This is a genomic window from Chryseobacterium soldanellicola, from assembly GCF_900100115.1.
In the GTDB taxonomy this organism is placed as follows: Bacteria; Bacteroidota; Bacteroidia; order Flavobacteriales; family Weeksellaceae; genus Chryseobacterium; species Chryseobacterium soldanellicola.
Window position 1 is genome coordinate 791,339 of the sequence record NZ_FNKL01000003.1, and the last position, 23,581, is coordinate 814,919.

Consider the following 23,581-nt stretch of genomic DNA (forward strand, 5'->3'; position numbering starts at 1 on the left):
ATAATCAATAGATCAAATATATAGGAAAAAATAAAATAAATAGCTTATCTGTTATTCTTTAATAAATTTTTCGGTTCTTATTTCTATCATCATTTTAATGATATAATTTCCTTTAGCCAGATCACTTACATCAATGGATGTATCTGCATGTTTAATATCTTTTACCATTTTGCCATCCATTGTATAGATCTTGATATCATCCATTTTCTTTTCCGACTTTAAGTAAAGTACATTTTTCACAGGATTCGGATAAAGTATAAAGTCTTCTTTAGCAGTTGTCTCGGAAGTTGCTAACGGAGGAGCACAGGTTGCATCATAAATATCACCTGTAATAGTCCATCCTTTGGAATTAACTAAGGTATTTCTGGCTGTCACTGAATTAGCAGAATATTTTAAAGGTGCTACATCTCCTAGATTCTTATTACTTGGGGTACTCGTATTATTTTTCCACCCTATTAAGATTTTATCATAATTAATACAGGAAACACCCGAATTTTTAAACATTCCAGATAAAAAAGATAGATTTATCAAACTCCAATTACCAATATCCTGATTGAAATTTGTAGCATTATTAAACATATTATTCATATAAATAACCTTACTTGTATCCCAATTTCCTATCGGTTGATTGAAGCTTGTTGCATAACTGAACATAGAATCCATCCATGTAACCTTGCTTGTATTCCAATTTCCAATGGGGTGATTGAAATTTGTACGTTCAAACATATTTCCCATATTAGTTACATTACTTGTATTCCAGTTGCCAATAGGTTGATTAAAATTTATTGCATAACTAAACATATAATACATAGTTGTAACGTTGCTTACGTTCCAATTGCCTATAGGCTGGTTGAAATTTTTGGCATTGTAAAACATATATTGTGTATTTGTAACCTTGCTGGTATCCCAATTCCCAATAGGTTGGTTGAAATCCCTAGCATATTGGAACATTTGCTGCATGTCTAAAACATTTCCAGTATTCCAATTACCTATATCTTGATTAAAATTAATTGCTGTATTAAACATCCTGAACATATTGGTAACTTTGCTGGTATCCCAATTTCCAATAGGCTGATTAAAATTTGCACCTTGAAACATACTAGACATATTAGTAACTTTGCTGGTATCCCAATTACCAATAAATTGATTGAATGCTATCGCTCCATCAAAAACATTTTGCATAGTTATAATTTTACTAGTATTCCAATTTCCAATAGGTTGGTTAAAATTAATTGTTAAGCTGAACATGCTATTTATGTTAGTAACATTCTCTATATTCCAATTTCCTATCGGAGCATTAAAAATTCTTGCAGAAGAAAACATACCAGCTAGATTAATTGCGGAACTCATATTCCATAAGTTAAAGCTGGAATTCCCTATAAGACTTTCACATGAAGCAAACATTAGTGAAAAATCCAAAACTCCTGACAAATTCGGAATATCTGTAGCGGTAATATCTAATTTACCGCATCCATAAAATGCATTTGCCATACTCGTCCAAACTACATTTCCCCACTGTGTGAGGTCAATTATTTTGCCACTATCACCAACTACAATATTATTATGAAGAAATTTAATTTGTGAAAAAATTCCACTTCCATTGCTAACTTTAACTCTATATGTTGCATTAGAAGCAGTAGGATTTTGCGGAGTTCCAAAATTAATCAATACAGGATTCCCTGCTGTTGAAGTAATATTACTTAATGTTCCATTATGTGACAAATACCCTACTTCTTCCCAGTAAATAGTATAATTGGTTCCTATTCCCGGAAATTTAATCTGTGTGGAAGTTGTATTTAGATTACCAATTGTAGGATTACTTGGTTTCCATATTGTGATAAATTCGTTTTGTGCTTTTGCAGATGAGAAAAATATCATAAAAGCAAAAAGTAAAAATTTCAGATTCATCTATTAAAGTTTTAAGATTACAAAGATACTTTTAAATTATAATAAATTATGTAAATATTCACATTAAAAAATCCATTAAACAATTGGTTTACAGCAATTTTAATTACATCTAATTAGAATGATCTTAGCATATTAATTGATTTTTTTTTTCAGTTTAAAATAAAAAAAGACCGCTTTTCAGCAGTCTTTAAATTTTTATCTATAAAGTAATTATTATACTTTTTCTACTTGCATATAGCTTAACTCCATTGGAGTTTTTCTACCGAAGATAAGAACAGAAACTTCAATTTTCTTTTTATCTTCAAGGATTTTCTCAACAGTTCCGTTGAATCCGTTGAAAGGCCCGTCAATTACTTTAACGTTTTCACCCACAATGTAAGGGATTTCAACATCGCTTGCAAATTCCGATAACTCATCCATTCTTCCAAGCATTCTGTTGACCTCTGATTTTCTCATCGGAACAGGATCTCCTCCTTTCGTTAAACTTAAGAAAGAAATAACACCCGGGATATTCTTAATAGCGTGAGGAATTTCTCCCATCAAGTCAGCTTCAATCATTAAGTATCCAGGATAATATGGCTTTTCTTTAGGAACTTTTTTACCGTTTCTAACCTGAATAACCTTTTCCATAGGAATAACCACCTGAGTAACGTACTGCTCAAACCCTAAACGTTTGATTTCTGTCTCAATATAGTTTTTCACTTTATTTTCCTGTCCGCTGATCGCTTTCAGCACATACCATTTCAATTCGCTCATTATGGGAAAATACTTTTTATATTAATTGAACATGTTGATAAGCATCCCTATTATGTTGCTGATTGCTTTAGAAAACAATTCATCAACTCCGAATGTAAATAATGCCAAGATCACTGTTGCAATAGTTACTACAATTGTAGAAGATTGCAGATCAGACCACTTTGGCCATTCAACTTTATGTCTGAATTCGTTATAAGAACCTTTTAAAAATTCTACTAAGCTCATTATTTTCTGTTTGCACGGGCACAAGGATTCGAACCCTGATCAACGGTTTTGGAGACCGGTATCCTACCATTGGACGATGCCCGTAGATAAAAAGCTTCCGAGAGTTTCCTGTCGGAAGCCTTATTTATTTTAAGATGATTAATCTAAGATTTCAGTAACCTGACCTGAACCAACTGTTCTACCTCCTTCTCTGATCGCAAATCTAAGACCTACGTTAAGAGCGATTGGCTGTAACAATTCTACAGTGATCTCTAAGTTATCACCAGGCATTACCATTTCTACACCTTCTGGTAAGAAGATCTCACCTGTAACGTCTGTAGTTCTTACGTAGAACTGAGGACGGTATTTGTTGTGGAATGGAGTGTGACGTCCACCTTCTTCTTTAGAAAGGATATAAACTGATGCTTTGAATTTTTTGTGTGGCTTCACAGAGTCTTTCTTAGCGATAACCATACCTCTCTTGATGTCAGTTTTTTCAATACCTCTCAACAATAGACCTACGTTATCTCCAGCTTCACCTCTGTCTAGGATTTTTCTGAACATCTCAACTCCTGTAATAGTAGAAGTTAATTTTTCATCACCCATACCTACGATATCAACAGGATCACCAGTGTTGATAACACCAGCCTCGATTCTACCAGTTGCTACAGTACCTCTACCAGTAATAGAGAATACATCTTCGATTGGCATCAAGAATGGCTTATCCATATCTCTTGTTGGTTGCTCGATCCAAGTATCAACAGCATCCATTAATTCTTCAACGCTTTTGAACCATTTATCTTCTGTGTTAGCAGGAGTTGCAGTAGCAGCAGTAAGTGCACCTAATGCAGAACCTTTAATTACAGGAGAGTTATCACCGTCAAATTCATAAGTAGTTAACAAGTCTCTAAGCTCCATTTCAACAAGCTCTAATAACTCCTCATCATCTACCATGTCAACTTTGTTCATGAAAACAACAATTCTAGGTACGTTTACCTGACGGCAAAGTAAGATATGTTCTCTTGTTTGAGGCATTGGCCCATCAGTTGCAGCACATACTACGATAGCTCCATCCATCTGAGCAGCACCTGTTACCATGTTTTTAACATAGTCGGCGTGACCTGGACAGTCAACGTGAGCATAGTGTCTATTTTCAGTTTCGTATTCGATGTGAGCAGTATTGATAGTGATACCTCTTTCTTTTTCTTCTGGAGCAGAGTCAATCGCAGAGAAGTCTTTTTTCTCAGCAAGACCTTTGCTAGCTAATACAGCAGAAATAGCAGCTGTAAGAGTTGTTTTACCATGGTCAACGTGACCAATAGTACCAATGTTCAAGTGTGGTTTGTTACGATTAAACGTTTCCTTTGCCATGATTTAAATTATTTATTTATTGTTTATTCAAATTTTCGGTGTGCAAATATAATGAATTTTTAAATATCAAAACCTTTTTATTAAAAAAAGTTTCAATATTCAGATCCAAAGAATTACAAACCTTATATTTCAATGTTATTGAAGTGCAAATTTACACAATTTTCTCAATTTAAAAAATCCGGCAAACCCTTTTATTAAAAAACGAAACTATCTTATTAATTATGAATATAATAGGGCCTAAAAAAGATTTTAAGAGCATATTTTTTGCCAATAAAACCATCTACAATCTTTTTTCGTACATATAAAAACAACTATTAAATAAATATTATGAAAAAACTATTACACCTCTGTCTGGCATTAGCTGCTTTTACAACGATTTTCTCGTGCAATGATTCGGATGATTACATTATGCCTGAAAACATGGCTCAGGGACCGGATCTTATGGTTTACGGATTAACTTCCATGAATGAGCTGGTCTATTTTAATTCCAATAATCCTAAGGCTTTTACTTCTAAAACGGCAGTTACGGGAGTGGTTTCAGGAGAAAAATTATTAAGCATTGATTTCAGACCTGCTACAGGAGAATTGTATGCATTATCGAACGCAAGTAAATTATACATTATTAATACAACCAACGCTTCTGCAAGAATTGTAAGTTCTACGGCCTTTGTACCCGCCGTTTCAGGAACGATTGCATCTATTGACTTTAACCCTACTGTTGACAGAATTCGTCTGGTAAGCAATACGGGACAAAATCTCCGTCTTCATCCGGAAACCGGAGCTACTGCGGGTAACGACACCAATATTACAGGACCGGGAAGTCCGTCCATCACAGGAATCGCTTACACCAACAGTAAAGCCGGTGCCTCTTCTACTATTTTATATGATATTGATCCCGCTTCAGGAAAATTATTTAAACAAGATCCTCCTAATAACGGAACTCTGGTAGAAGTAGGAAGTCTTGGAACCACCTTTACAGGACAGGCGGCTTTTGATATTAAGCATGATAACAGCACAGCATTATTAGCTTTAAACGATAAACTTCATTTGCTGGATCTTATTAATGGAAAAGCAACCAACATCGGATCTCTTCAACAGGCGATTATCGATTTGGCGATTCCTACAGAAGCAGTTGCGTATGCTGTTGATAATGCTAATAATCTCCAGATCTTTAACCCGAACAGTCCGATGCCGGTTTCTAAAACAGTAGCCGGATTGCAAAGTGGTGAAAATATTTTAGGAATAGATTTCCGTCCTTTGAACGGACAACTATATGCTTTGGGAAGCTCCAGCAGAATTTATACGATCAATTTAGGAACGGGAGCAGCAACAGCCGTTGGAAGCTCACCTTTTGCAACCTTATTATCAGGAACCGATTTCGGATTTGATTTTAATCCATTGGTTGATAAAATACGCGTAGTAAGCAATACGGGCCAAAATCTTCGCCTGGACCCTGTTACAGGAGGAATTACAGCAGTAGACTCGGCGATCAATCCTGTCGGAGCCATGTTAGGTGCTGCAGCGTATACCAATAATTTTGCAGGAACAACCAGCACAACTTTATTTGTCATCGATCATAATACCGATAAATTATATCAGCAAAACCCACCTAATAACGGAACTTTAGTAGAAACAGGCTCTTTAGGAATCAATATTACTTCTGCCAATGGTTTTGATATCGGAAGTATGAGTCAGAAAGCTTATTTAATGGCTTCAGTGGGTTCAGCTACAAAAATTTATACTGTCAATACATCAACAGGAGCTGCAACTTCAGTGGCAGATTATCCCAATACGGTAAAAGCATTTGCTGTGGGATTAGGATTTTAAACTCATAATATTTTTATTTCAATAATGGTGAAGCGCGGAAAACTTTGTTTTCCGCGCTTCGATTTTAATATAATATAAAAGAATAATTAAATTGATTGAGATTTCTTCGTTCTGTTGAAGATCCAGAAGATGATCGGAAATATTAATAATGTAAGAACGGTTGCCGTTATTAATCCGCCTATAATTACAATGGCCAACGGTTTTTGAGATTCCGAACCAATACCTGTAGATAAGGCTGCAGGCATTAATCCGATGGAAGCCATTAATGCCGTCATGATTACAGGTCGCGTTCTGGATTTTACTCCATTTAATATCGCATTATCCAGACTCAATCCATTTTTGACATTCTGATGGAATTCCGTGATGAGAATTACCCCGTTCTGAATACAGATCCCGAGTAAAGCGATCATCCCGACTCCGGCGGAAATTCCAAAATTCATTCGGGTGACATGAAGGGCGATAATTCCTCCGATCAGTGCAAAAGGGACATTTGCCAATACCAATAAGGAATCTTTCATGTTTCCAAAAAGGATAAACAACAAGAAGAAAATCCCTAAAATACTGATCGGAACAACCTGCGCCAATCTGTGAGAAGCCCGCTGCTGGTTTTCAAACTGCCCTGTCCAGCCGATAGAATATCCATCAGGAAGGTCGATTTTCGCCACTTTTTTCTGTGCATCAGCAATAGTGCTTCCCAAATCACGGTCGCGAATCGAGAATTTTACGCCGATATACCTTTTGATATCATCTCTATATATAAAGGCAGCTCCGTTATCTTTTACGATCGTACTGATCTCTTTCAACGGAATTTTTGAACCGTCCTGTGTGGGAACCATCAGTGCCGCAATATCATTTTCATCTTTTCTGTATTCCTGAGAATATCGTAATCTGATCGGGAATTTTCTTTCACCGTCAAACATTTCCGAAGCTGTTTTTCCTCCGAAAGCCATTTCAAGAACAGATTGTGCATCATCGGGCATTACGCCGTACGCTGCCATTTTATCTCGATCCAACACCACACTGACTTCGGGCTGACCAATATTTTTAATAATTCCCGGATCTTTTACACCATCAACATCTTTGATCTGTTTTAAAACCTCATCAGCTAGCTTGTCTAAGGTCTGTAAATTATCTCCGTAGATTTTAATCCCGTTTTCAGCCTTAAAACCGGCTACCGCTTCGGCAACATTGTCTGAAATAGGTTGAGAATAATTAAAGGTAATTCCCTGATAGGTTCTTAGTTTTTTGTCAATTTCTTCAATTAATTCATCATAACTGATATTTCGTTTCCAATCATCTTTAGGTTTGAGATTAACGGCAAATTGTACAAATCCAAATCCGTTCGGATCTGTTCCGTCATTACTTCTCCCCGTTTGTGCAAGAACATCCGTTACTTCCGGAAAGCTCATGATGTCTTTCTTTAAAAGATCTGCCGTTTTCAGCGATTCTTTTAATGATGAGCTCATCGGCATTTCTGCGGTGATCCACAATGAGCCTTCGTTTAATTGAGGTAAAAATTCCGTTCCCAAAAACTTTCCTGAGAATAAGGTCACTGCCAAAAATGAAATGGCAACAATTAGACTCATTTTTTTATGTCTAAAAGTATAGTTGAAGCCTTTCAAAACAATTCTGTCCCAGAAATTCACGAAAGGATTGTTTTTTTCTCTAACATTCTTATTTAAAAGAATATGCGAAAGAACCGGAACTAAAGTCAGGGTAAAAATCAAAGCACCAATTAATGCAAAACCTAATGTAAAAGCCAATGGTGAAAACATTTTGCCTTCTACTTTCTGAAACGAGAAAATCGGAATTAATGAGGTAATGATAATTAATTTTGAAAAGAAAATCGCTTTTCCCAAACCGGTTCCTGTTTGCTTGATCCAGCCACCTTTTGCCATTTTATTGAACTTTTCCGGACCGTATTGATGGGCTTTGTGGTCGAGCATGACAAAGAGTCCTTCCACCATGACGACGGCTCCGTCGATGATGATTCCAAAATCGACTGCTCCGAGTGACAGTAAATTGGCACTCATTCCCGCCAGTTTTAAACATAAAAAAGCAAACAATAAAGATAGCGGAATGATAATAGAAACAATCAGCGTTGTTCTCCAGTCCGCCATGAAAATTAAAACGATTACCGTGACTAAAACAATTCCCTCGATAAGGTTATGCATTACGGTATGCGTTGTGAAATCCATCAAATTATCCCGATCGTAGAAAGTGACCATTTTTACATCTTTCGGAAGGATTTTCTCGTTCAGCTCTTTAATTTTAGCTTTAACTCCAACCAAAACATCGCGCGGATTTTCGCCTTTTCTCATCACGACGATTCCCTCCACCGTATCTTCATGATTATTTAAGCCTGCCTGTCCTACTCTCGGCATCGAACTTTCATGAACGTCTGCCACATTTTTAACCAGAACAGGGTTTCCGTTATCGTTTTCGATCGTAATATTCCCAATATCATTAATAGATTTCACCAAACCTATTCCTCTTACCACGTAAGCCTGTCCGTTTTTTTCGATCACATCACCTCCGACATTTAAATTACTTTTCTTCACTGCATCATACACCTGAGATGGAGTCAAATTGTATTTATCTAAAGCTCTGGGATCAATACTCAATTCAAAAACTTTATCCTGACCCCCGAAAACATTGATATCCGCAACTCCGGGCACCCCTCTCAACGCACGGTCAACCACCCAGTTTTGTAAGGTTAATAACTCCCGGGAATCTTTCGTTTTGCTCTCCAATGTATATCGGAAAATCTCACCGGTCGGCCCGTATGGCGGCTGCACTTCGGGATCTACCTCATCAGGAAGGCTGACTGTGCGTAACTGGTTATTGACCTGATTTCTGGCGAAAGTATCATCTACCCCATCATCAAAAAGAATTTTAACAATGGAAAGCCCAAACATCGTCGTGCTTCTCACACTGGTTTTTTTCTGAACCGGACTCATCGCCAATTCGATAGGTGTCGTAACAAAACGCTCGACTTCTTCCGCGCTACGCCCATTCCATTGAGTGATGATGACAATCTGGGTATTGGTCACATCAGGAAAGGCTTCAATAGGCATATTTTTGAAACTTATAAACCCTGAAACCGCCAGAATAGCGACCCAAATAAAGGTAAATGCTTTATTTTTTAACGAAAAAGCAATTATATTTTTAATGAATTTATTCATGATAGATTTTTTTGACCTAAAAAGGTCGTTGAAAGAATTCTTTACTCTTTTTTTTATTTTTAACGCTAGGTTCGCAAAGGTTTTATTTAATTGTTCTGCATATTTTACGTTCGCAAAGGCGTTTCACTCAGCAAGTGATCCTATATTTTAAACCATTAAGATTAATTAAGGAGTTTTGAAATATTAAGAATTCGCAAGCGAATTGTATTTAGCTTAAAAAATATCTAAGATGTTTTCTTAATTAAAACTTAACCTCTTAACTCTGCATAATAATAATTCTTAATGTTTCAAATTAAAACTAAAATAAAATTTAACTATTCAAAGAGCGGTAAATCAAGAGTTGATTATTCGTAATCACTTCTTCACCTTCAGACAAACCTCCGGAAATGTAGGTGATATCACCGACCTGTTTTAAAACCTTAATTTCTTTAACCTTTACATCCGTTCTTGATTTAAAAATAACTACAAAACTTCTGTTATCATCAAAAATTACCGCTTTGGAAGGAACCGTCAATGCCGTGTTATTTTCCGAGCTTGAAACTTTTATTGTCGCTTTACTGTCAGGAATTAACAAACCATTTTGATTGTTCAAAACCACTCTTGCCTGCATTGCGTTGGTTTGCGGATCGATGATTTTAAAGATTTTATCAATTTTTCCATCAAAAACTTTGTCAGGATAAGACAATGTGGAAACCTGCGCTTTCATTCCAAGGCTGATTTTTTCGATGTCTGATTCGTTGACATTCATGATCGCCCAGACATTTGTTGTATTCGCAACATCAAAAATATTATCGCTTCTGTCACTTCTCAACTGCATATCTTTGTTGATATTCTTTTGAACGATGTAGCCGCTGATCGGAGCCACAACACTGTAAATATTCCCTTTTTTCACATTATAAACCGTGCTCACCGCATTTGCTCTCTGCATTTGGTCCTGCGCTTTCTGCAGCTGGCTTTTGGCTTCCGAAACATCTCTTTCAGTATTCAGCTTTCCTTCATACATTTCCTTTGCAACACGAAGATTGTTTTGCGCAACAACCAAATCCGTTTTTGCGTCGCTTACATCTTTCTGAACTTCCGCCAACTCCGTACTTCGGATCGTTGCCAAAACCTGACCTTTCGTCACATGATCTCCCAACTCCACATTTACACTTAAAACATTTCCTCCGACCAGCGGATAAACATCGATATAGCTGTTCTTATCAGCCGATATTTTTCCGTAAAAATTATAATCGTCTTCTATCTTTTTTTTCTCGACTTTCGCCAAAGAAATTGACTGCAGCATGGTATTGCTCAGCTCAAAACCTTTTTTTGCCTGTGGTTTTGCCTCTTCCTCTTTTTTTGAGCATGACAAGATTGACAAAGCCACCATTACCGGGATTATATATTTTTTCATTATTAATAGAAGATTTTCGTTTGTACTAATTGATTCAGTTGTTCCGCCGACTGGATGATCTCGTTTTTCATATCATAAATCTGAAGCGCAGTCTGCCGGTAGCTTTCCATGAAATCTGTAAATTCGATAAGGCTTACATTTCCGTTTCTGAAATTTTTGAGCATTCCGTTATACACTAAATCAAGATTATTAAGATCTGTGGATTTAATTTCCGCTAATTGATCGTATTGCGTTTTCCAGGTTTTGTAGGCGGATTCAACTTTTGTTTCCAGATTTAATTTCTGAAAATCTGCATTTTTTTGATTTTGTTGAATGGCAAAATTGGCTTTTTCAACATTTCCCTGATTTGATTTCCATAAAGGCAGCGGAATTCCGACCATCAGATTAGCTTCATTCTTAAAAGTTCCTCCGTTTTGGTCCCATCCTACTCCTAGATTTAAATCGGGAATATTCAGAGATTTTTGCCACTGAGCGTACAATTTGCTGCTTTCGATTAATTTTACATTATATTGATAATCTGCATTATTTTCCAAAGCTTTCTTTTTTAATTCACCATCATCACCAAAAGGTTGTGCAGCCAGAATATCTTTCGCTTCGGCATCGGAAAGCTGTGGTTGGATATCGTCTGTAATTCCCGTTAAAATTTTTAAATTCTGCTCAAATTCAAGAATATTTTTATTAATTCCCAGCTTATCATTATTTAACTGAATTACAATACTTTGCAGTCTCACTTCGTCTTTAAGAGAAACATTTCCTTTTGCAGATTGCACACGATAAGCAGCCAGAAGATCATTCATGTATCCTAATTGCTTATTGGTATTTTCAAGTTTTAAATTTTCGTAATAAAGATTATAATATGTTGTATGAAGCTGGGTTTTCAGATCAACCAATAATTGAGAAAACTGAAGCTGGGCCAGCTCTTTATTTGATTTTGCAAAAGCAATTTCGTTCTTCTTTTTGCCACCCATGTAAATCAGCTGAGTTACCTGCGCTCCTTTTGCGTGACCGATATCAAAAACTTTTTTATCTTCGGGATTATACGCATTGATTTGTCCGCTCAATTGTGGGAGCTCCCAGATTTTCGCCTGTAAAATATCTGCATCGGCCATATTGATGTTGTACTGTTCGGCGAGCAGCTGGAGATTATTTTTTTGAAAAGCCTCTTCACAATCCAAAAGTGACATTTGCTGTTGTGCCGCCGTAACCGAGGAAACGACGATGAACAGCCCTGCAATTTTGTTCATTTTTTTCAATTTTATGATACAAAATTGCTTTTCTGCTATTAAAACGACCTTAAATGGGGCTTAAAAAAAAATTAAATTTGGATTTAGGTTAATAAATGTAAAATAAATGATGAAGATTCTGATTTGAAATGTTCTTTGAACCATTAAGATTTAATTAACCTTGAAATAAGTTTTGGTTAAAACCAATTTTGAAATTTCTATTTAAATAAATGGGCTAAAGCCCATTCCTATTGATACAATCTCCTGCATATTATTTATCAAAAACCACGCTGAATTTATTCACTTTTTCATCGGGAGAAGAATATATAATTTCGGCGCCGTGGTATTCAAGGATTCTTTTGACGATTCTAAGGCCAAGCCCTGAACCGGAAATATTTTGAGAATTATTCCCGCGCATAAAAGCTTCAAACAATTTTGGCTGTTCCTCTTCCGGAATTGTATTTCCGTGGGAAACAACATCAACGGTAAGATTTAAATTGGTTTCTGTAATCAAAACATCGACTTCCATATTATCGGAATATACGGCAGCATTTTTAAATAAATTAATGAAAACAATATCGAGCAAAGATTGAATTCCTTTTATTGTTAAAAGTCCATTTTCGGAGGTGTCTTCGGAAATAAGAAAATCCATTTTAAGATTCGGATAACTTTTTTCAACGGTTTCGTAAGATTCAAAAATCACTTCATCAATTCTCACTTCTTCATATAAAGTCTGAATATTTTCTTTATCAAATTTGGTTAAAAGCAGTAAAGAATTCGTTAAATCTGACAATTGATAAACATCTTTCTGCATTTGCTTTAAAGAAGTTAATGTTTCCGGTGTATGCTGTTCAAGCTTAATTAAATTTTCAAGCTGAAAAGCCATTCTGGTGATCGGTGTTCTGATTTCGTGGGAAGCACTTGCCGTAAAGTCTTTCTGCGACTGGAAAACGTCATCCAATCTTCCGATCATCGTATTAAAGGATTTTGCGAGAATGCTTATTTCATCATTTGATTCCTGAACAGGAATTTGAGTCGTCAATTTGTGAGCCGTAACCTCCGAAATTTCTTTATTTAAATCTTCCAGCGGACGAAGGAACTGCCCCATAAAATAGTAACTGAAAAACCCGATAAGAAGCGTGCTCATGACATACGCCGTTATCAAAAGGTATTTAAGATAGGCTAATTTTGAATTTCCGTTGGTATCGAGGGCGCTTGTGAGAATGTAGTAGTTTTCCCCATTTATGGTTCGCAAAGCCGCATAAATTTCCGGAACTGTTTTTTCTGAATAAACGATCTTTTTTTCATCGAGTTCTTTCAGCAAAGAACTGTCCCAAGTGACATTCCTGTCTTTGATCGTACTGTAGATCAATTCTTTTTGCCCGTTAAAAATTAAAATAGTTTCGTTTAAAAGAATATTATCAGAGTTTTCATTAAAAAAAACAGGAGCCTCTTCTTCAAAATCTTTGGACTTGGAAATAAAATGGGAAGTAAATTCCAGCCTTTGCCTGAATCTTTCTTTAAATTCATCTCTTCTGAAATCATTAAAAGACAAATAAATTACCGCCATCACAATACCAAAAAGCAATGAAAAGGCAATGCTGAGATTAAGGGCTATTTTCCGTTTTAATGACATCTATAATGGACTTAAATAATATCCGAATCCGGAACGCGTATGAATGAGTTTTACTTTAAAGTCTTTATCTATTTTTTTTCTTAAGAAATTGATATAAACTTCTACCGTATTGGTGTTTGTATTAAAATTATGTTCCCAGACATGTTCTGTAATCTGCTGCTTGGAAACCGTTCTTCCTTGTGCTTCTGCCAGATATTCTAATAACTGGAATTCTTTTAAGGTAAGCGCTATTTCGTTTCCGGCGCGGAAAACTTTTTGTTCGGTTTTATTAATAATTAAATCATCAATTCTGATAATATCCTGATCTGCAGTATCCGAAGGTGTTTTTCTTCTCAATAAAGAATTCATTCTTAATAATAATTCTTCAAACTGAAAAGGTTTCACCAAATAATCGTCTGCCAGCCTTGTAAAAGCATCTTTTTTATCCGACAAATCTCCATAGGCGGAAATGATGATAATCGGGGTATTTTTATCAAAAGAACGGATCGTCTGACAAACATCCAGCCCATTGATCTTCGGTACATTAATATCGAGCAGGTATAAGTCGTAAGAATTGTTTTTAATCTGGCGAAGAAAAGTTTCCCCTTCATAAATTTTATCACAGGTAAAATGATTGGATTCTAAAAACTTACAAAGTTCTGCCGAAAGGATAAGGTCGTCTTCCAATAAAAGAATATTCATCAAGATTATTTTATACGAATTTAACGAAAATTTTTATGATTATGAATGAATTCAAATTAGTGAAGAGATCTTTAATCAAATTTTAAGGTAGAATTTTATTTAGATAAAAATTTCGTGAGCCTGGTGTTTAATAACTCTACTATAATTTAAGATTAAAATAAAACTGATTTTTAAAGCAGCATATTGTAATTAAAAAACGTGAAACTTAATATTCTTAACCATTTAATTAAACCTTAATGGTTCGAAAAAGCATATTAATTATTAATTGTAAGTTGTGTCCAAAAAAATATCCCGAAGAAAATTCGGGATGTAATGAGAGCCAACTACGGGACTTGAACCCGTGACCTCTTCCTTACCAAGGAAGCACTCTACCGCTGAGCTAAGTCGGCTTAAATCAAAAAATCACACTGGGATAGCGTGATTTTTGTTGAGCGGAAGACGAGGGTCGAACTCGCGACATTCAGCTTGGAAGGCTGACGCTCTACCAACTGAGCTACTTCCGCAATTTTGTTTCCAAAACTATTGGTAACGCTGTGCAAACTTAGGAAAAACCTTTAATATTTGCAAGTCTTTTTTATACTATAAAATGTGGGGAGAGCAGGATTCGAACCTACGAAGCCGAAGCAACTGAGTTACAGTCAGTCCCATTTAGCCACTCTGGAATCTCCCCTCATGTTTTATAGTAAATAGAGCCTCCAGAGGGATTCGAACCCACGACCCCGAGATTACAAATCACGTGCTCTGGCCAGCTGAGCTATGGAGGCATATTAATACTTAGGACTGAAGGTTATGGAGAAACTCTACTCTACACCATTTCAGTAGTTTTAAAAAAAAATCACCCTTTTAAAGTGTGATTCTCTGAGCGGAAGACGAGGGTCGAACTCGCGACATTCAGCTTGGAAGGCTGACGCTCTACCAACTGAGCTACTTCCGCAATTTTGTTTCCAAAATTATTGGTAACGGTCTGCAAATCTAAGAAAACTTCCCGAAACCTGCAAGACTTTTATTACTAAAAATGTGGGGAGAGCAGGATTCGAACCTACGAAGCCGAAGCAACTGAGTTACAGTCAGTCCCATTTAGCCACTCTGGAATCTCCCCTCATGTTTTATAGTAATAGAGCCTCCAGAGGGATTCGAACCCACGACCCCGAGATTACAAATCACGTGCTCTGGCCAGCTGAGCTATGGAGGCATATTTAAAAAGAATTCAAAAGAACGCTGTTCCCTTTTTGCGAGTGCAAATATAGAACGGTTTTTTTGAATTCTCAAATTTTTTAATGACTTTTTTTAAGTTTTTTTATTATGCCATTTCTTTTTTCTTGATTAATAGCTTTTTAGCAGTATCAACACACATATCTAAACTTTCTTCAAAAGAGTTTGAAGTCTTTTTTACCACGATATCATCACCCGGAACCGCCAAAATAATCTCAGCCGTTTTGTTTGCTTTATCTGCGTTATTCTCTACTTTTAAGAATATTTTGCATTCATGGATTTTATCATAGAAAGTATCAAGCTTGCTTACTTTCTTTTCAATGTGTGATTCTAATGGTTCATGAGGAGTTAAACCAATTGACTGTACTGTGATCTTCATAATTCTTCTTTTTTAGATGCTCTGGGATGAGCCTGATTAAACACTTTTTTCAATTGTTCAATATTAGCATTCGTATACACTTGAGTACTTGCAAGACTTGAATGCCCTAATATTTTTTTTACTTTGGAGATCTCCGCCCCATTATCCAAAACGTGCGTAGCAAAGCTATGACGAAGGATGTGAGGACTTCTTTTTTCTTTCGTTGTTACAAGACTAAGGTACTTATTAACTACCACATAAACAAATTTTTCGGAGAGTTTTTTCCCCTTCTTGTTGACAAAAAAACATGATTTATGTTCCGTCTCCGGTTTCCTTATTTCTAAATAACTTCTCAGCAGATCTGATAAATCTTTGGATATGGGAATATATCTTTCTTTGTTTCCTTTTCCTATTATTTTCAATTCATTTCCGCCTAAATTAACATTCTCAAATATCAAGCCACAAAGCTCGGCTTTACGAATTCCTGTTTGGTACAAAACCTCCATGATGCATCTTTCCAGCAGATCATGCATTTTCTCAAAAACCTGATCATTAAGCATTTGCATTTCTTCCTGAGACATAGGAATTTGTTTTTCAGCATAAAATTTTAATGAAGAAATACTTTCTGTGGGAGAAACTTTGATCTCGCCAACTTTTAAAAGAAAAAGATAAAAGCTACGAAGTGAAGATAATTTTCTATTGATACTTCTCTTTGAAATATTATTTTCGCTTAAATCAACGATAAAATTCCTAATTATCTTTTTGTCTGCCTTGGAAATATCCTCAGAAGATTCTGTTTTGAGGTAGAAATGAGAAAAATCTTCCAGGTCTTTTTTATAGCTTGTAATGGTGTGAGGCGAGTACCTCTTTTCGAATTGTAAGTAGTCTAAAAATTTATCTAACATAGAATTAGATTATAAAAACAAAAAATTCACTCCTCAAATATAAGAATTTAAGAAGTGAATCTAGTATGTGTTTAAGAAAAATTTCTTAAGCCTGCTCTTCTTTGCTAAGACCTCTTTGCTTGTGAGCAGCTTTAAGTCTAGCTTGTCTTAAAGTTACAGAAGGCTTGATAAACTGTTGTCTAGCTCTTAATTGACGAACTGTACCTGTTTTATCAAATTTTCTTTTATATTTTTTTAATGCTCTGTCGATGGATTCACCATCTTTTACTGGAATTATTAACATATATTACATCTCATTTTGGATTGCAAAACTAGGAATTTTTTATTTAACCACAAAATTTTATTTTATATTAATACAATATTTTACCGCAATTCTTTGTATCAGCACATTAATAGAAACACTTTTTTTATTTATTAAGTAATTTAACTCATCTTTTAAAAATGCTTGTTCAATATTAACCATATTTAAACAAAAAACCTTATTTTTGCATCTTACTTCAATGGGGTTGACTGGTTTCGACAGCAAGGTCAATGGGTAAGTAAGCATGCAGAGAACCGTAGCGCGATCTCTTTAATCCCTTGCTACAAACTTTTAACTGGCAACGAAGAGTTCGCTCTTGCAGCTTAATATCGAAGTATAGTAGATCAAGCGTTTTCCCGAAGATAGTAAGGAAGCAAGATATCTCACAAATGCTCTGTTCTGCGGCGTTTGATCCTGAGATATAGGAATGCAGAAATAAGGTTTTAGACGCTTTGGCTAAAACTCGAAAACCTCAGAAGATAAGCTGGAAGTTGGGCGTCTGCTCTCTGCCTCCAGTCGAAAATTAATAGCAGAATAAGCATGTAGAAATCTTATGTATTGCTTGTTTGGACGAGGGTTCGAATCCCTCCAACTCCACTAAAACCCTGTAAATTGTTGATTTACAGGGTTCTATATTTAAAGGTGCTATTTTAGGTGCTAGTCTTAATTACTTTATTCACCCTTGATATTTTTTTATTTGTTTAATCTTGACAAGAAAAATTTCATTCCTCTAAAATCCCCAGATTTATTCCCAGCATTTCTATCGTATGTATGTTGTTTAATTTGATATAACAATAACAAATCATTTTTAGCCATACATTCTTTCAATAAATCAGTCCTAAAATACTCAAAATTTTGATCGTAGTAATTTTCATTGTAATCGTAAGATTTAAAAGCAAGAGTATTGTTTAAATCTAAAATTTGAAGATTGGATACATCTGCTTTAAAGAAAGCTGTTTTCCTATATTGTTGTAGGTATGGTTGAACTTATTGTAGGAATTACTTTAGAATCACTTTCCCACAAATAACCAATAACCGTTGGTTCATACTCAAAAGCAATTTGCTTAGATTGTTTTCTTTTGATTAGCAAGATATTGTTCAATATCAAATATTGATTCGTGATGAAATTGGTGTGAATCTCTGCCTCTGTTATATGTGTAATCTTCTCTTTAGTTAAATCGTCAAGAACAATAGGTAAAACGTGATTTATGAAAGATTCAAAGTCTTTGTCTGCTGTATCGTAAGGCGTTATAACAAACGCTCTTGCCAATAAATATCCTTCATTTTGTTCTAAACTTATTTCCGTTAGGTTTAATTTCAAGACTTTATCAGATGAAATTTCTTGAACAAACTTTGCTTCTATACCTTCTGCTTCATTTAATTCGTCCTCACTTTGGTATCCGAAATTTATAGGATTAGCTTTCTTGTAGTTTGAATACTTGATAAGCCCAAGCCAAACTCTTTTTGATTCATCAGGAAATTGCTTGAAAAATACTTCCCTAACGTATTGTGTGATTTTATCAATTTTGTGGTCGTGAAATGGTGCGAATAGCATATAAATCATGGTTGCTATTATTTTGTTTTTATCTAACCAATAAGTTGGTTATATTTGTTTATTCTTAGTTTATAACTCATAAAAAGACCTATTTATGGCTTTTGCACGTAAGCAGAAAAAAATAAAACAAAGTGATCTCGGAAAGACCATTGGAACTTCCGGTGATATTATCGGGAAGTACGAACGTGCTACAACAATTGCAGATGCCTTAGGTTTTACATTGAATTATCTCGTAAAAGACGGACAGTATGAACAGATCGACAACGATACTCTGAATAAACTAAAAGCAATACAGGAGCTGGATAATGACACCAAAGCTCACAATTTTGCTACCATTGATGTGTTTATTAAAGCTTCTAAAATTAAAAATATTGCCGCGTTATGAAAGAACAGACAATAAGAGCTGTATATGATGATGACACTATTATAGTTTATCAAGCATTCAATAAAAATATTGCTGAATCTGCAGTAAATAATCAAACTTTTATCTCACCTCCTTTTAAAAAAGAAAGAATGACTTGGATTAAGCCTTCTTTTTTATGGATGATGTATAGATCTGGATGGGCAACTAAAGAAAATCAAGAAAATATATTAGCAATAAAAATAAAAAGATCAGGATTTGAATGGGCTATAAAAAACTCTTGTTTGTCTCACTTCGATGATAGTATTCATGTATCTCATGATGACTGGAGAGAGAGATTACAAAAATCGCCCGTTCGTATTCAATGGGATCCCGAGAAAGATATTTTTCTAAATCCTTTAAATTATCGGTCTATTCAAATTGGATTATCGGGTATTGCAGTAGAACAATATATTACAGATTGGATTATCAGTATTGATAATATTACAGAATACTGCAAACAAATTCATCAACTTATCAGTGAAAATAAAATAAATCAGGCAACATTATTATTGCCTGATGAAAAAGAATATTATTAGTGTTATAATCCTTTATTTTTCAATTCTTTCTTAGCATACTCTGATATTATAGATATTTTGCTATTTGAAAGGATATACAACTTGTTTATTGCATCAACATTATCAATTGCAGATAATGCTTTTATGCTTTTCCGAGCCAATTGATAAGTATCATCATAATCTAAATAATCAAAATGCATTTCCGCTACTTTATGAAGGCAATCAATTGTAGATGGATCTTTCAAATCCTGTAATATTCTTACAATATCTTCATGTTTAAAGTGCCATGATTCTAAAAGAATATCACATAACTCCTTAATATATTCATAATTATCAAAATTATCAGAGTATATTAAAACTACTGCTTCTTCTATATCACTTGCACTTTTATTCTCTATCCCTTTTTCTATAAGTTTTTTTATATAAAGTTCATCAACATCTTTCTCTTGTTCTTGTTCATATTTTTTAATAAAAGAATCTTTAGTAATGGTATTTTTATACAATTTACTAATTATTGTTTTTATAGAATTTTTCATAATTTAATACGTTTTAAATAATTAAGGGATTGGTTTAGCACTTTTAATACCTGAATTAAATATATCGAGCGCTTTTCCGTTACCAAGACCCACGTTCAATTGGTTTCCTTCAACTTTAAAAAATGCATTCGTGCTTTTCCAACCTTTTCCAACACTTGGCATACTGGAAAAAGGATGAGCACTTGAGGCATCTTTTACTCCTATATCCAATAAATCAGCATATGTACTATGTTTAATATTTATTTTAAATGTCACCCCTTCATATCCTTCTGCAAAAGATCTAGTAGGAGATATGAATGTTTCTGTTCCTGCAGGCATTTTACCGGTTTGCGTAAATACATCTGCTGCCTCTTGGCTCATAGAACGATAAAACGTCATTCCTCTAAAATACTTAGCTGCAATTAGTTCTGGCGCAACTGCTGCTGGTGCTTCCTGTATTGCTGTTAGCATAGTAGAAGCCAGTTGTGCTGCAGGATTAGCAAATGCACCTTCCTGAGTATTTAATGAAGGCGTTTCTCTTATGTATGAGCCATCATCAGCAGGCATTGTGTATGGAGCCTGTATAGTTGGATCTAAATTTGGAAGTATTCCTGCTATAGAATTATTAGTATAAGTACCATCAGAATACAAAGCCGTCGTAGAACCATTCTCTGCTGTATATGTACCATTCTTTCCAAGATACCTTTCATTTACTCCTGCACTTGCTTGACTAGTCGCACTATTATTCCAATAAACACTATTTGATTCTGTATTATATACCCAATCTGTTCCTTTTCTACCATCCGGATCAATGAAACTAATAGGATTATTAAAAGCATAGTTATAAGGACTGTAGCGACGCATCTGTTCAGCGAGTGGATCCACCACTCCCCATCTACCCAAGTCTGGCATATAGAATCTAGCCCCATAATCATACATTCCTGATTCCTGTATTTCTTTTCCATTATATTTATAATTTTGGTATCCTCCTAAGAGAGCTTTAGTCCCACCAATATGATTCATGCCAAAAGCATAATAATTATTAGTATTTGTCACTTCAAGAGCTCCATGACCGTCTTTTGTAAAACTTACCCTTACATTTCCTAAATGATCTGTATATTTGTAAATGTAACGATTTTCTGCAAAACTGTAAAATCCTTCTGAAGTTGGGACAAAATCCAATGACCAAGCTACAGAAATTGGAGGTGGATCTAGAATAACTGGATCTAAGAAAGCTTGCTCCTCATATGCCACACTCGTTCTACACCATGTACATGGTGCTAGCGTTTCTGCATAGCTGTATTGAAAACCATCCAAATAGTCTGTGTAGTTATTTGTAGTAGATTGACCTCTTCCTCCTCCTGTAGTGTATGTCTTACGAATTTTAATTCCATCTGCACGATATAAATAACTTAAACCAAAATTTACAGGAGTTCCTCCCCATGGATCGTTTTGAGTAATCGCAAAGCCATCAGGCAGACTCAGATGATTATAAATAATACTTTGAATGCCTTTATCTTTCATATTGGTCATGCTCCCATTCAGATCATAATCTATCATATTATTTCCGCCTTCATAACCTGTACTGTTTATTTGATTTTCAATCACCTGTGTCAAACGATTTCCTGAATAGATATAATCCAAATTATCTACCATTGTACCTGTTGCTCCAGATATAGGAATAGCTGTACGCTTAAGGTTGCTTATATTTCCATTCAGATCATACGTAAGATATTCATCAAAATAATTACTGTTCCCTGTAGTCGGTTCCTTATAAAAAGCATTTTTTAATCTGTTCAGGTTATCATATTCATAATTGTATCTCTTTAGAACATTTTCTGTAGAGTTTTTCCAATCTACTTCTGCAATATTTCCATTATATCTCGCTGGAGCTATATTCGAATCAATAGGATTAGTATATCTCATTTCATACCCAAACAGCTTTCCGCTAAGATTGGCAGGGTCATTAATTTTAGTCATCCAACCTCTGATATTGTAGGCGTAATCAATGCTCTGCAAAGGATCCGAAGCAACGATTCCGCCTACTTTTTTATTGATAATCTGAGAAAGCTCATTATATGTATTTTGAGTTAAGATCTCTACAGGATTACTATCTACTTGGTGTTTATGCACCAATAACCTGTTTTGAGTATCGTATTCAAAATTTTCAGTAATGACATGATCGGTATCTGTATCTAATCTTTTATGTGTTGTAACTGTCTGTTTAACTATACCTGCAAAATCCAGTTTAGAATCAACTTTAGTACGTCCTCCTAAGTGATTGATAGAATATTTTCCAACAACCCTTGCCTTTTTATCATAATAGGTGTAGTCTTTTGTCCAGTTATCATCTTCAATGTTTTTAACTAGACTCATCACAGGCAGACCTTTTGTACTAATACCATCTGTATTAGGAACGTCTGTCAAAGTGGTTTCTCCTGAAATATTTGTGGGGAAAGAAGGGTTGAAGTCATATCCAGGATAAGCATCATAATAATTTAATGATAATAAAGTAACCCAATTGGAAGAATTAGGATAGCTTCCATCTGGATTATTATAATAAACATCAATTCCCTGTCTGTTAAAAAAAGGAGTGTTAACCCTAGTAACATTATTTGATCCAAAACTATCCACAGTAGTTTGCTCAACACTTCTCTGATTACCTGTACCGATTCCTGTAATAGCAACTCTTCCAAACTGATCATATTTAGTGTACAACCATTGTCCTTTTTCTTTTAAAACTGCATCCTGAGTGGCAACTAGTCTGTCCTGTTTATCATATACCATATATTCCCAGCCTTTTCCAGGAAGTTTTTTTTCTACCAATCGGTTTCTGCTATCATATTTGTATTGATAACACAAATCATTAAGTACAGTATTGACATCTGTAATAATCGATGCTTTTGGGGGAATAACATAAGCAAGCTGATCATAATCATTATAGACATAATATGTATTAACATTTTCTGTTCCGTTAACCTTTCTTACCAATAAAACCTGTCCTTGTCCATTTTTAAACTCAATGGTTTGATTTCCATCCTCGTCTGTAATGCTATTTTTATACAATTGACCTGTTCCATATGATCCAGATTGTGTTATACTGGATTCAGAAGTGGAATAATTAAATGTAGCAACATACTTTTTAACATCTCCATCTATATTAGCATTATAATCAAATTGTACAGGTTTTGTATCCCAAGCATTACCAACTTGCTTTTGTTGTAAAACTCTATCTAAAGGAGAGCTTTCTAATATCTTTTCTGAATAGATCTTCTCTGTTCCATAGGGTGTATTTGTGGCATTAGCCAGTGGCGTTGGAACAACTGCTCCGTTCAACGTCTGAGACTGTGGAACAGGCAAATAATCTTTTACTTGCCTGCCAAAGTTATCATATTCAATATAGGTAACAACGTCTTTTCCCTGAGGTGATGCCTTTACATTAACTACCTGTTTAGGTCTTCCCAAGCCATCGAAATACTGAACAGTTTCTGAGGTTCTAGGATTTGAAAGAGTAGGATCTGATAAATATGTTTTACTGTAAACATAGTTTTCTGTATTAGATAATTGTCCCTGAGCTAAACCTGACAATAGTAAAGCTCCTATTGGGAGTAATATTTTTTTCATCGTAAT

Annotated in this window: 18 protein-coding genes, 8 tRNA genes and 1 other RNA gene; 4 read left to right on the forward strand and 23 right to left on the reverse strand. The window is 35.0% G+C overall.

Features of this window, described 5'->3' with window-relative positions; genetic code table 11:
- Window positions 1-51: 51 nt before the first annotated feature.
- From BLT04_RS13080 to tuf, 5 genes are all read right to left on the reverse strand, one after another.
- A complete protein-coding gene (locus BLT04_RS13080) occupies window positions 52-1,908 on the reverse strand; it encodes a BspA family leucine-rich repeat surface protein (RefSeq protein WP_089756236.1) in 1,857 nt (618 codons plus the stop codon).
- A 213-nt stretch (window positions 1,909-2,121) separates the two neighbouring features.
- Window positions 2,122-2,664: a transcription termination/antitermination protein NusG gene (gene nusG, locus BLT04_RS13085; protein WP_089756237.1), complete on the reverse strand. Its 543-nt coding sequence runs from the start codon at window positions 2,662-2,664 to the stop codon at window positions 2,122-2,124.
- Window positions 2,665-2,685: 21 nt separating this feature from the next.
- A complete protein-coding gene (gene secE / locus BLT04_RS13090; RefSeq protein ID WP_089756238.1) occupies window positions 2,686-2,889 on the reverse strand; it encodes a preprotein translocase subunit SecE in 204 nt (67 codons plus the stop codon).
- 13 nt (window positions 2,890-2,902) lie between these two features.
- Window positions 2,903-2,973 (reverse strand) — tRNA-Trp (locus BLT04_RS13095).
- Window positions 2,974-3,027: 54 nt separating this feature from the next.
- Window positions 3,028-4,239 carry an elongation factor Tu gene (tuf, locus tag BLT04_RS13100; protein WP_089756239.1) on the reverse strand — a complete coding sequence of 404 codons (1,212 nt, stop codon included), beginning with the start codon at window positions 4,237-4,239 and terminating at the stop codon, window positions 3,028-3,030.
- 327 nt (window positions 4,240-4,566) lie between these two features.
- Between tuf and BLT04_RS13105 the strand changes: the two genes are divergently transcribed.
- A complete protein-coding gene (locus BLT04_RS13105) occupies window positions 4,567-6,066 on the forward strand; it encodes a DUF4394 domain-containing protein (RefSeq protein ID WP_089756240.1) in 1,500 nt (499 codons plus the stop codon).
- 86 nt (window positions 6,067-6,152) lie between these two features.
- On the opposite strand, the gene BLT04_RS13110 is transcribed toward BLT04_RS13105, so the two are convergent.
- From BLT04_RS13110 to rpsU, 15 genes are all read right to left on the reverse strand, one after another.
- A complete protein-coding gene (locus BLT04_RS13110) occupies window positions 6,153-9,251 on the reverse strand; it encodes an efflux RND transporter permease subunit (protein WP_089756241.1) in 3,099 nt (1,032 codons plus the stop codon).
- A gap of 310 nt (window positions 9,252-9,561) precedes the next feature.
- Window positions 9,562-10,647, reverse strand: coding sequence for an efflux RND transporter periplasmic adaptor subunit (locus BLT04_RS13115; RefSeq protein ID WP_089756242.1), 1,086 nt, complete (start codon window positions 10,645-10,647; stop codon window positions 9,562-9,564).
- Window positions 10,648-10,649: 2 nt separating this feature from the next.
- Window positions 10,650-11,891, reverse strand: a complete 1,242-nt coding sequence (locus BLT04_RS13120; protein ID WP_089756243.1) for a TolC family protein — start codon at window positions 11,889-11,891, stop codon at window positions 10,650-10,652.
- Window positions 11,892-12,141: 250 nt separating this feature from the next.
- Complete coding sequence (locus tag BLT04_RS13125; protein WP_089756244.1) at window positions 12,142-13,506, reverse strand: ATP-binding protein; 1,365 nt, start codon at window positions 13,504-13,506, stop codon at window positions 12,142-12,144.
- Complete coding sequence (locus tag BLT04_RS13130; RefSeq protein WP_089756245.1) at window positions 13,507-14,187, reverse strand: response regulator transcription factor; 681 nt, start codon at window positions 14,185-14,187, stop codon at window positions 13,507-13,509. It abuts the gene before it with no gap.
- 317 nt (window positions 14,188-14,504) lie between these two features.
- A tRNA-Thr gene (locus tag BLT04_RS13135) sits at window positions 14,505-14,576 on the reverse strand.
- A 41-nt stretch (window positions 14,577-14,617) separates the two neighbouring features.
- Window positions 14,618-14,690 (reverse strand) — tRNA-Gly (locus tag BLT04_RS13140).
- An 86-nt stretch (window positions 14,691-14,776) separates the two neighbouring features.
- Window positions 14,777-14,857: transfer RNA gene (locus BLT04_RS13145), tRNA-Tyr, on the reverse strand.
- A 20-nt stretch (window positions 14,858-14,877) separates the two neighbouring features.
- A tRNA-Thr gene (locus tag BLT04_RS13150) sits at window positions 14,878-14,951 on the reverse strand.
- 97 nt (window positions 14,952-15,048) lie between these two features.
- Window positions 15,049-15,121: transfer RNA gene (locus tag BLT04_RS13155), tRNA-Gly, on the reverse strand.
- Between the two features lie 84 nt (window positions 15,122-15,205).
- Window positions 15,206-15,286, reverse strand: a tRNA-Tyr gene (locus BLT04_RS13160).
- A 19-nt stretch (window positions 15,287-15,305) separates the two neighbouring features.
- Window positions 15,306-15,379 (reverse strand) — tRNA-Thr (locus BLT04_RS13165).
- Between the two features lie 108 nt (window positions 15,380-15,487).
- Window positions 15,488-15,778: an HPF/RaiA family ribosome-associated protein gene (locus BLT04_RS13170; RefSeq protein ID WP_089756246.1), complete on the reverse strand. Its 291-nt coding sequence runs from the start codon at window positions 15,776-15,778 to the stop codon at window positions 15,488-15,490.
- Window positions 15,775-16,662, reverse strand: a complete 888-nt coding sequence (locus BLT04_RS13175) for a tyrosine-type recombinase/integrase (protein WP_089756247.1) — start codon at window positions 16,660-16,662, stop codon at window positions 15,775-15,777. The genes BLT04_RS13170 and BLT04_RS13175 overlap by 4 nt, the downstream gene beginning before the upstream one ends.
- 85 nt (window positions 16,663-16,747) lie before the next feature.
- A complete protein-coding gene (gene rpsU, locus BLT04_RS13180; protein ID WP_048508460.1) occupies window positions 16,748-16,945 on the reverse strand; it encodes a 30S ribosomal protein S21 in 198 nt (65 codons plus the stop codon).
- A gap of 219 nt (window positions 16,946-17,164) precedes the next feature.
- On the opposite strand from rpsU, the gene ssrA reads away from it, so the two are divergent.
- Window positions 17,165-17,563: a transfer-messenger RNA gene (gene ssrA / locus BLT04_RS13185) on the forward strand.
- A 361-nt stretch (window positions 17,564-17,924) separates the two neighbouring features.
- Here ssrA and BLT04_RS13190 read toward each other — a convergent pair.
- Complete coding sequence (locus tag BLT04_RS13190; protein WP_089756248.1) at window positions 17,925-18,527, reverse strand: hypothetical protein; 603 nt, start codon at window positions 18,525-18,527, stop codon at window positions 17,925-17,927.
- An 85-nt stretch (window positions 18,528-18,612) separates the two neighbouring features.
- Between BLT04_RS13190 and BLT04_RS18995 the strand changes: the two genes are divergently transcribed.
- Both BLT04_RS18995 and BLT04_RS13200 read left to right on the forward strand, forming a co-directional pair.
- On the forward strand, window positions 18,613-18,903 hold the full coding sequence (locus tag BLT04_RS18995; protein ID WP_185114304.1) for a helix-turn-helix domain-containing protein: 291 nt from the start codon (window positions 18,613-18,615) through the stop codon (window positions 18,901-18,903).
- Window positions 18,900-19,457, forward strand: coding sequence for a DUF4291 domain-containing protein (locus BLT04_RS13200; RefSeq protein WP_089756249.1), 558 nt, complete (start codon window positions 18,900-18,902; stop codon window positions 19,455-19,457). Before BLT04_RS18995 ends, BLT04_RS13200 begins: the two co-directional genes overlap by 4 nt.
- 2 nt (window positions 19,458-19,459) lie before the next feature.
- Here BLT04_RS13200 and BLT04_RS13205 read toward each other — a convergent pair whose 3' ends face one another.
- Window positions 19,460-19,972, reverse strand: coding sequence for a hypothetical protein (locus BLT04_RS13205; protein ID WP_089756250.1), 513 nt, complete (start codon window positions 19,970-19,972; stop codon window positions 19,460-19,462).
- 21 nt (window positions 19,973-19,993) lie between these two features.
- Window positions 19,994-23,575 (reverse strand): DUF6443 domain-containing protein, encoded by a 3,582-nt coding sequence (locus BLT04_RS13210; RefSeq protein ID WP_089756251.1) that lies wholly within the window; start codon window positions 23,573-23,575, stop codon window positions 19,994-19,996.
- Window positions 23,576-23,581: the final 6 nt, after the last annotated feature.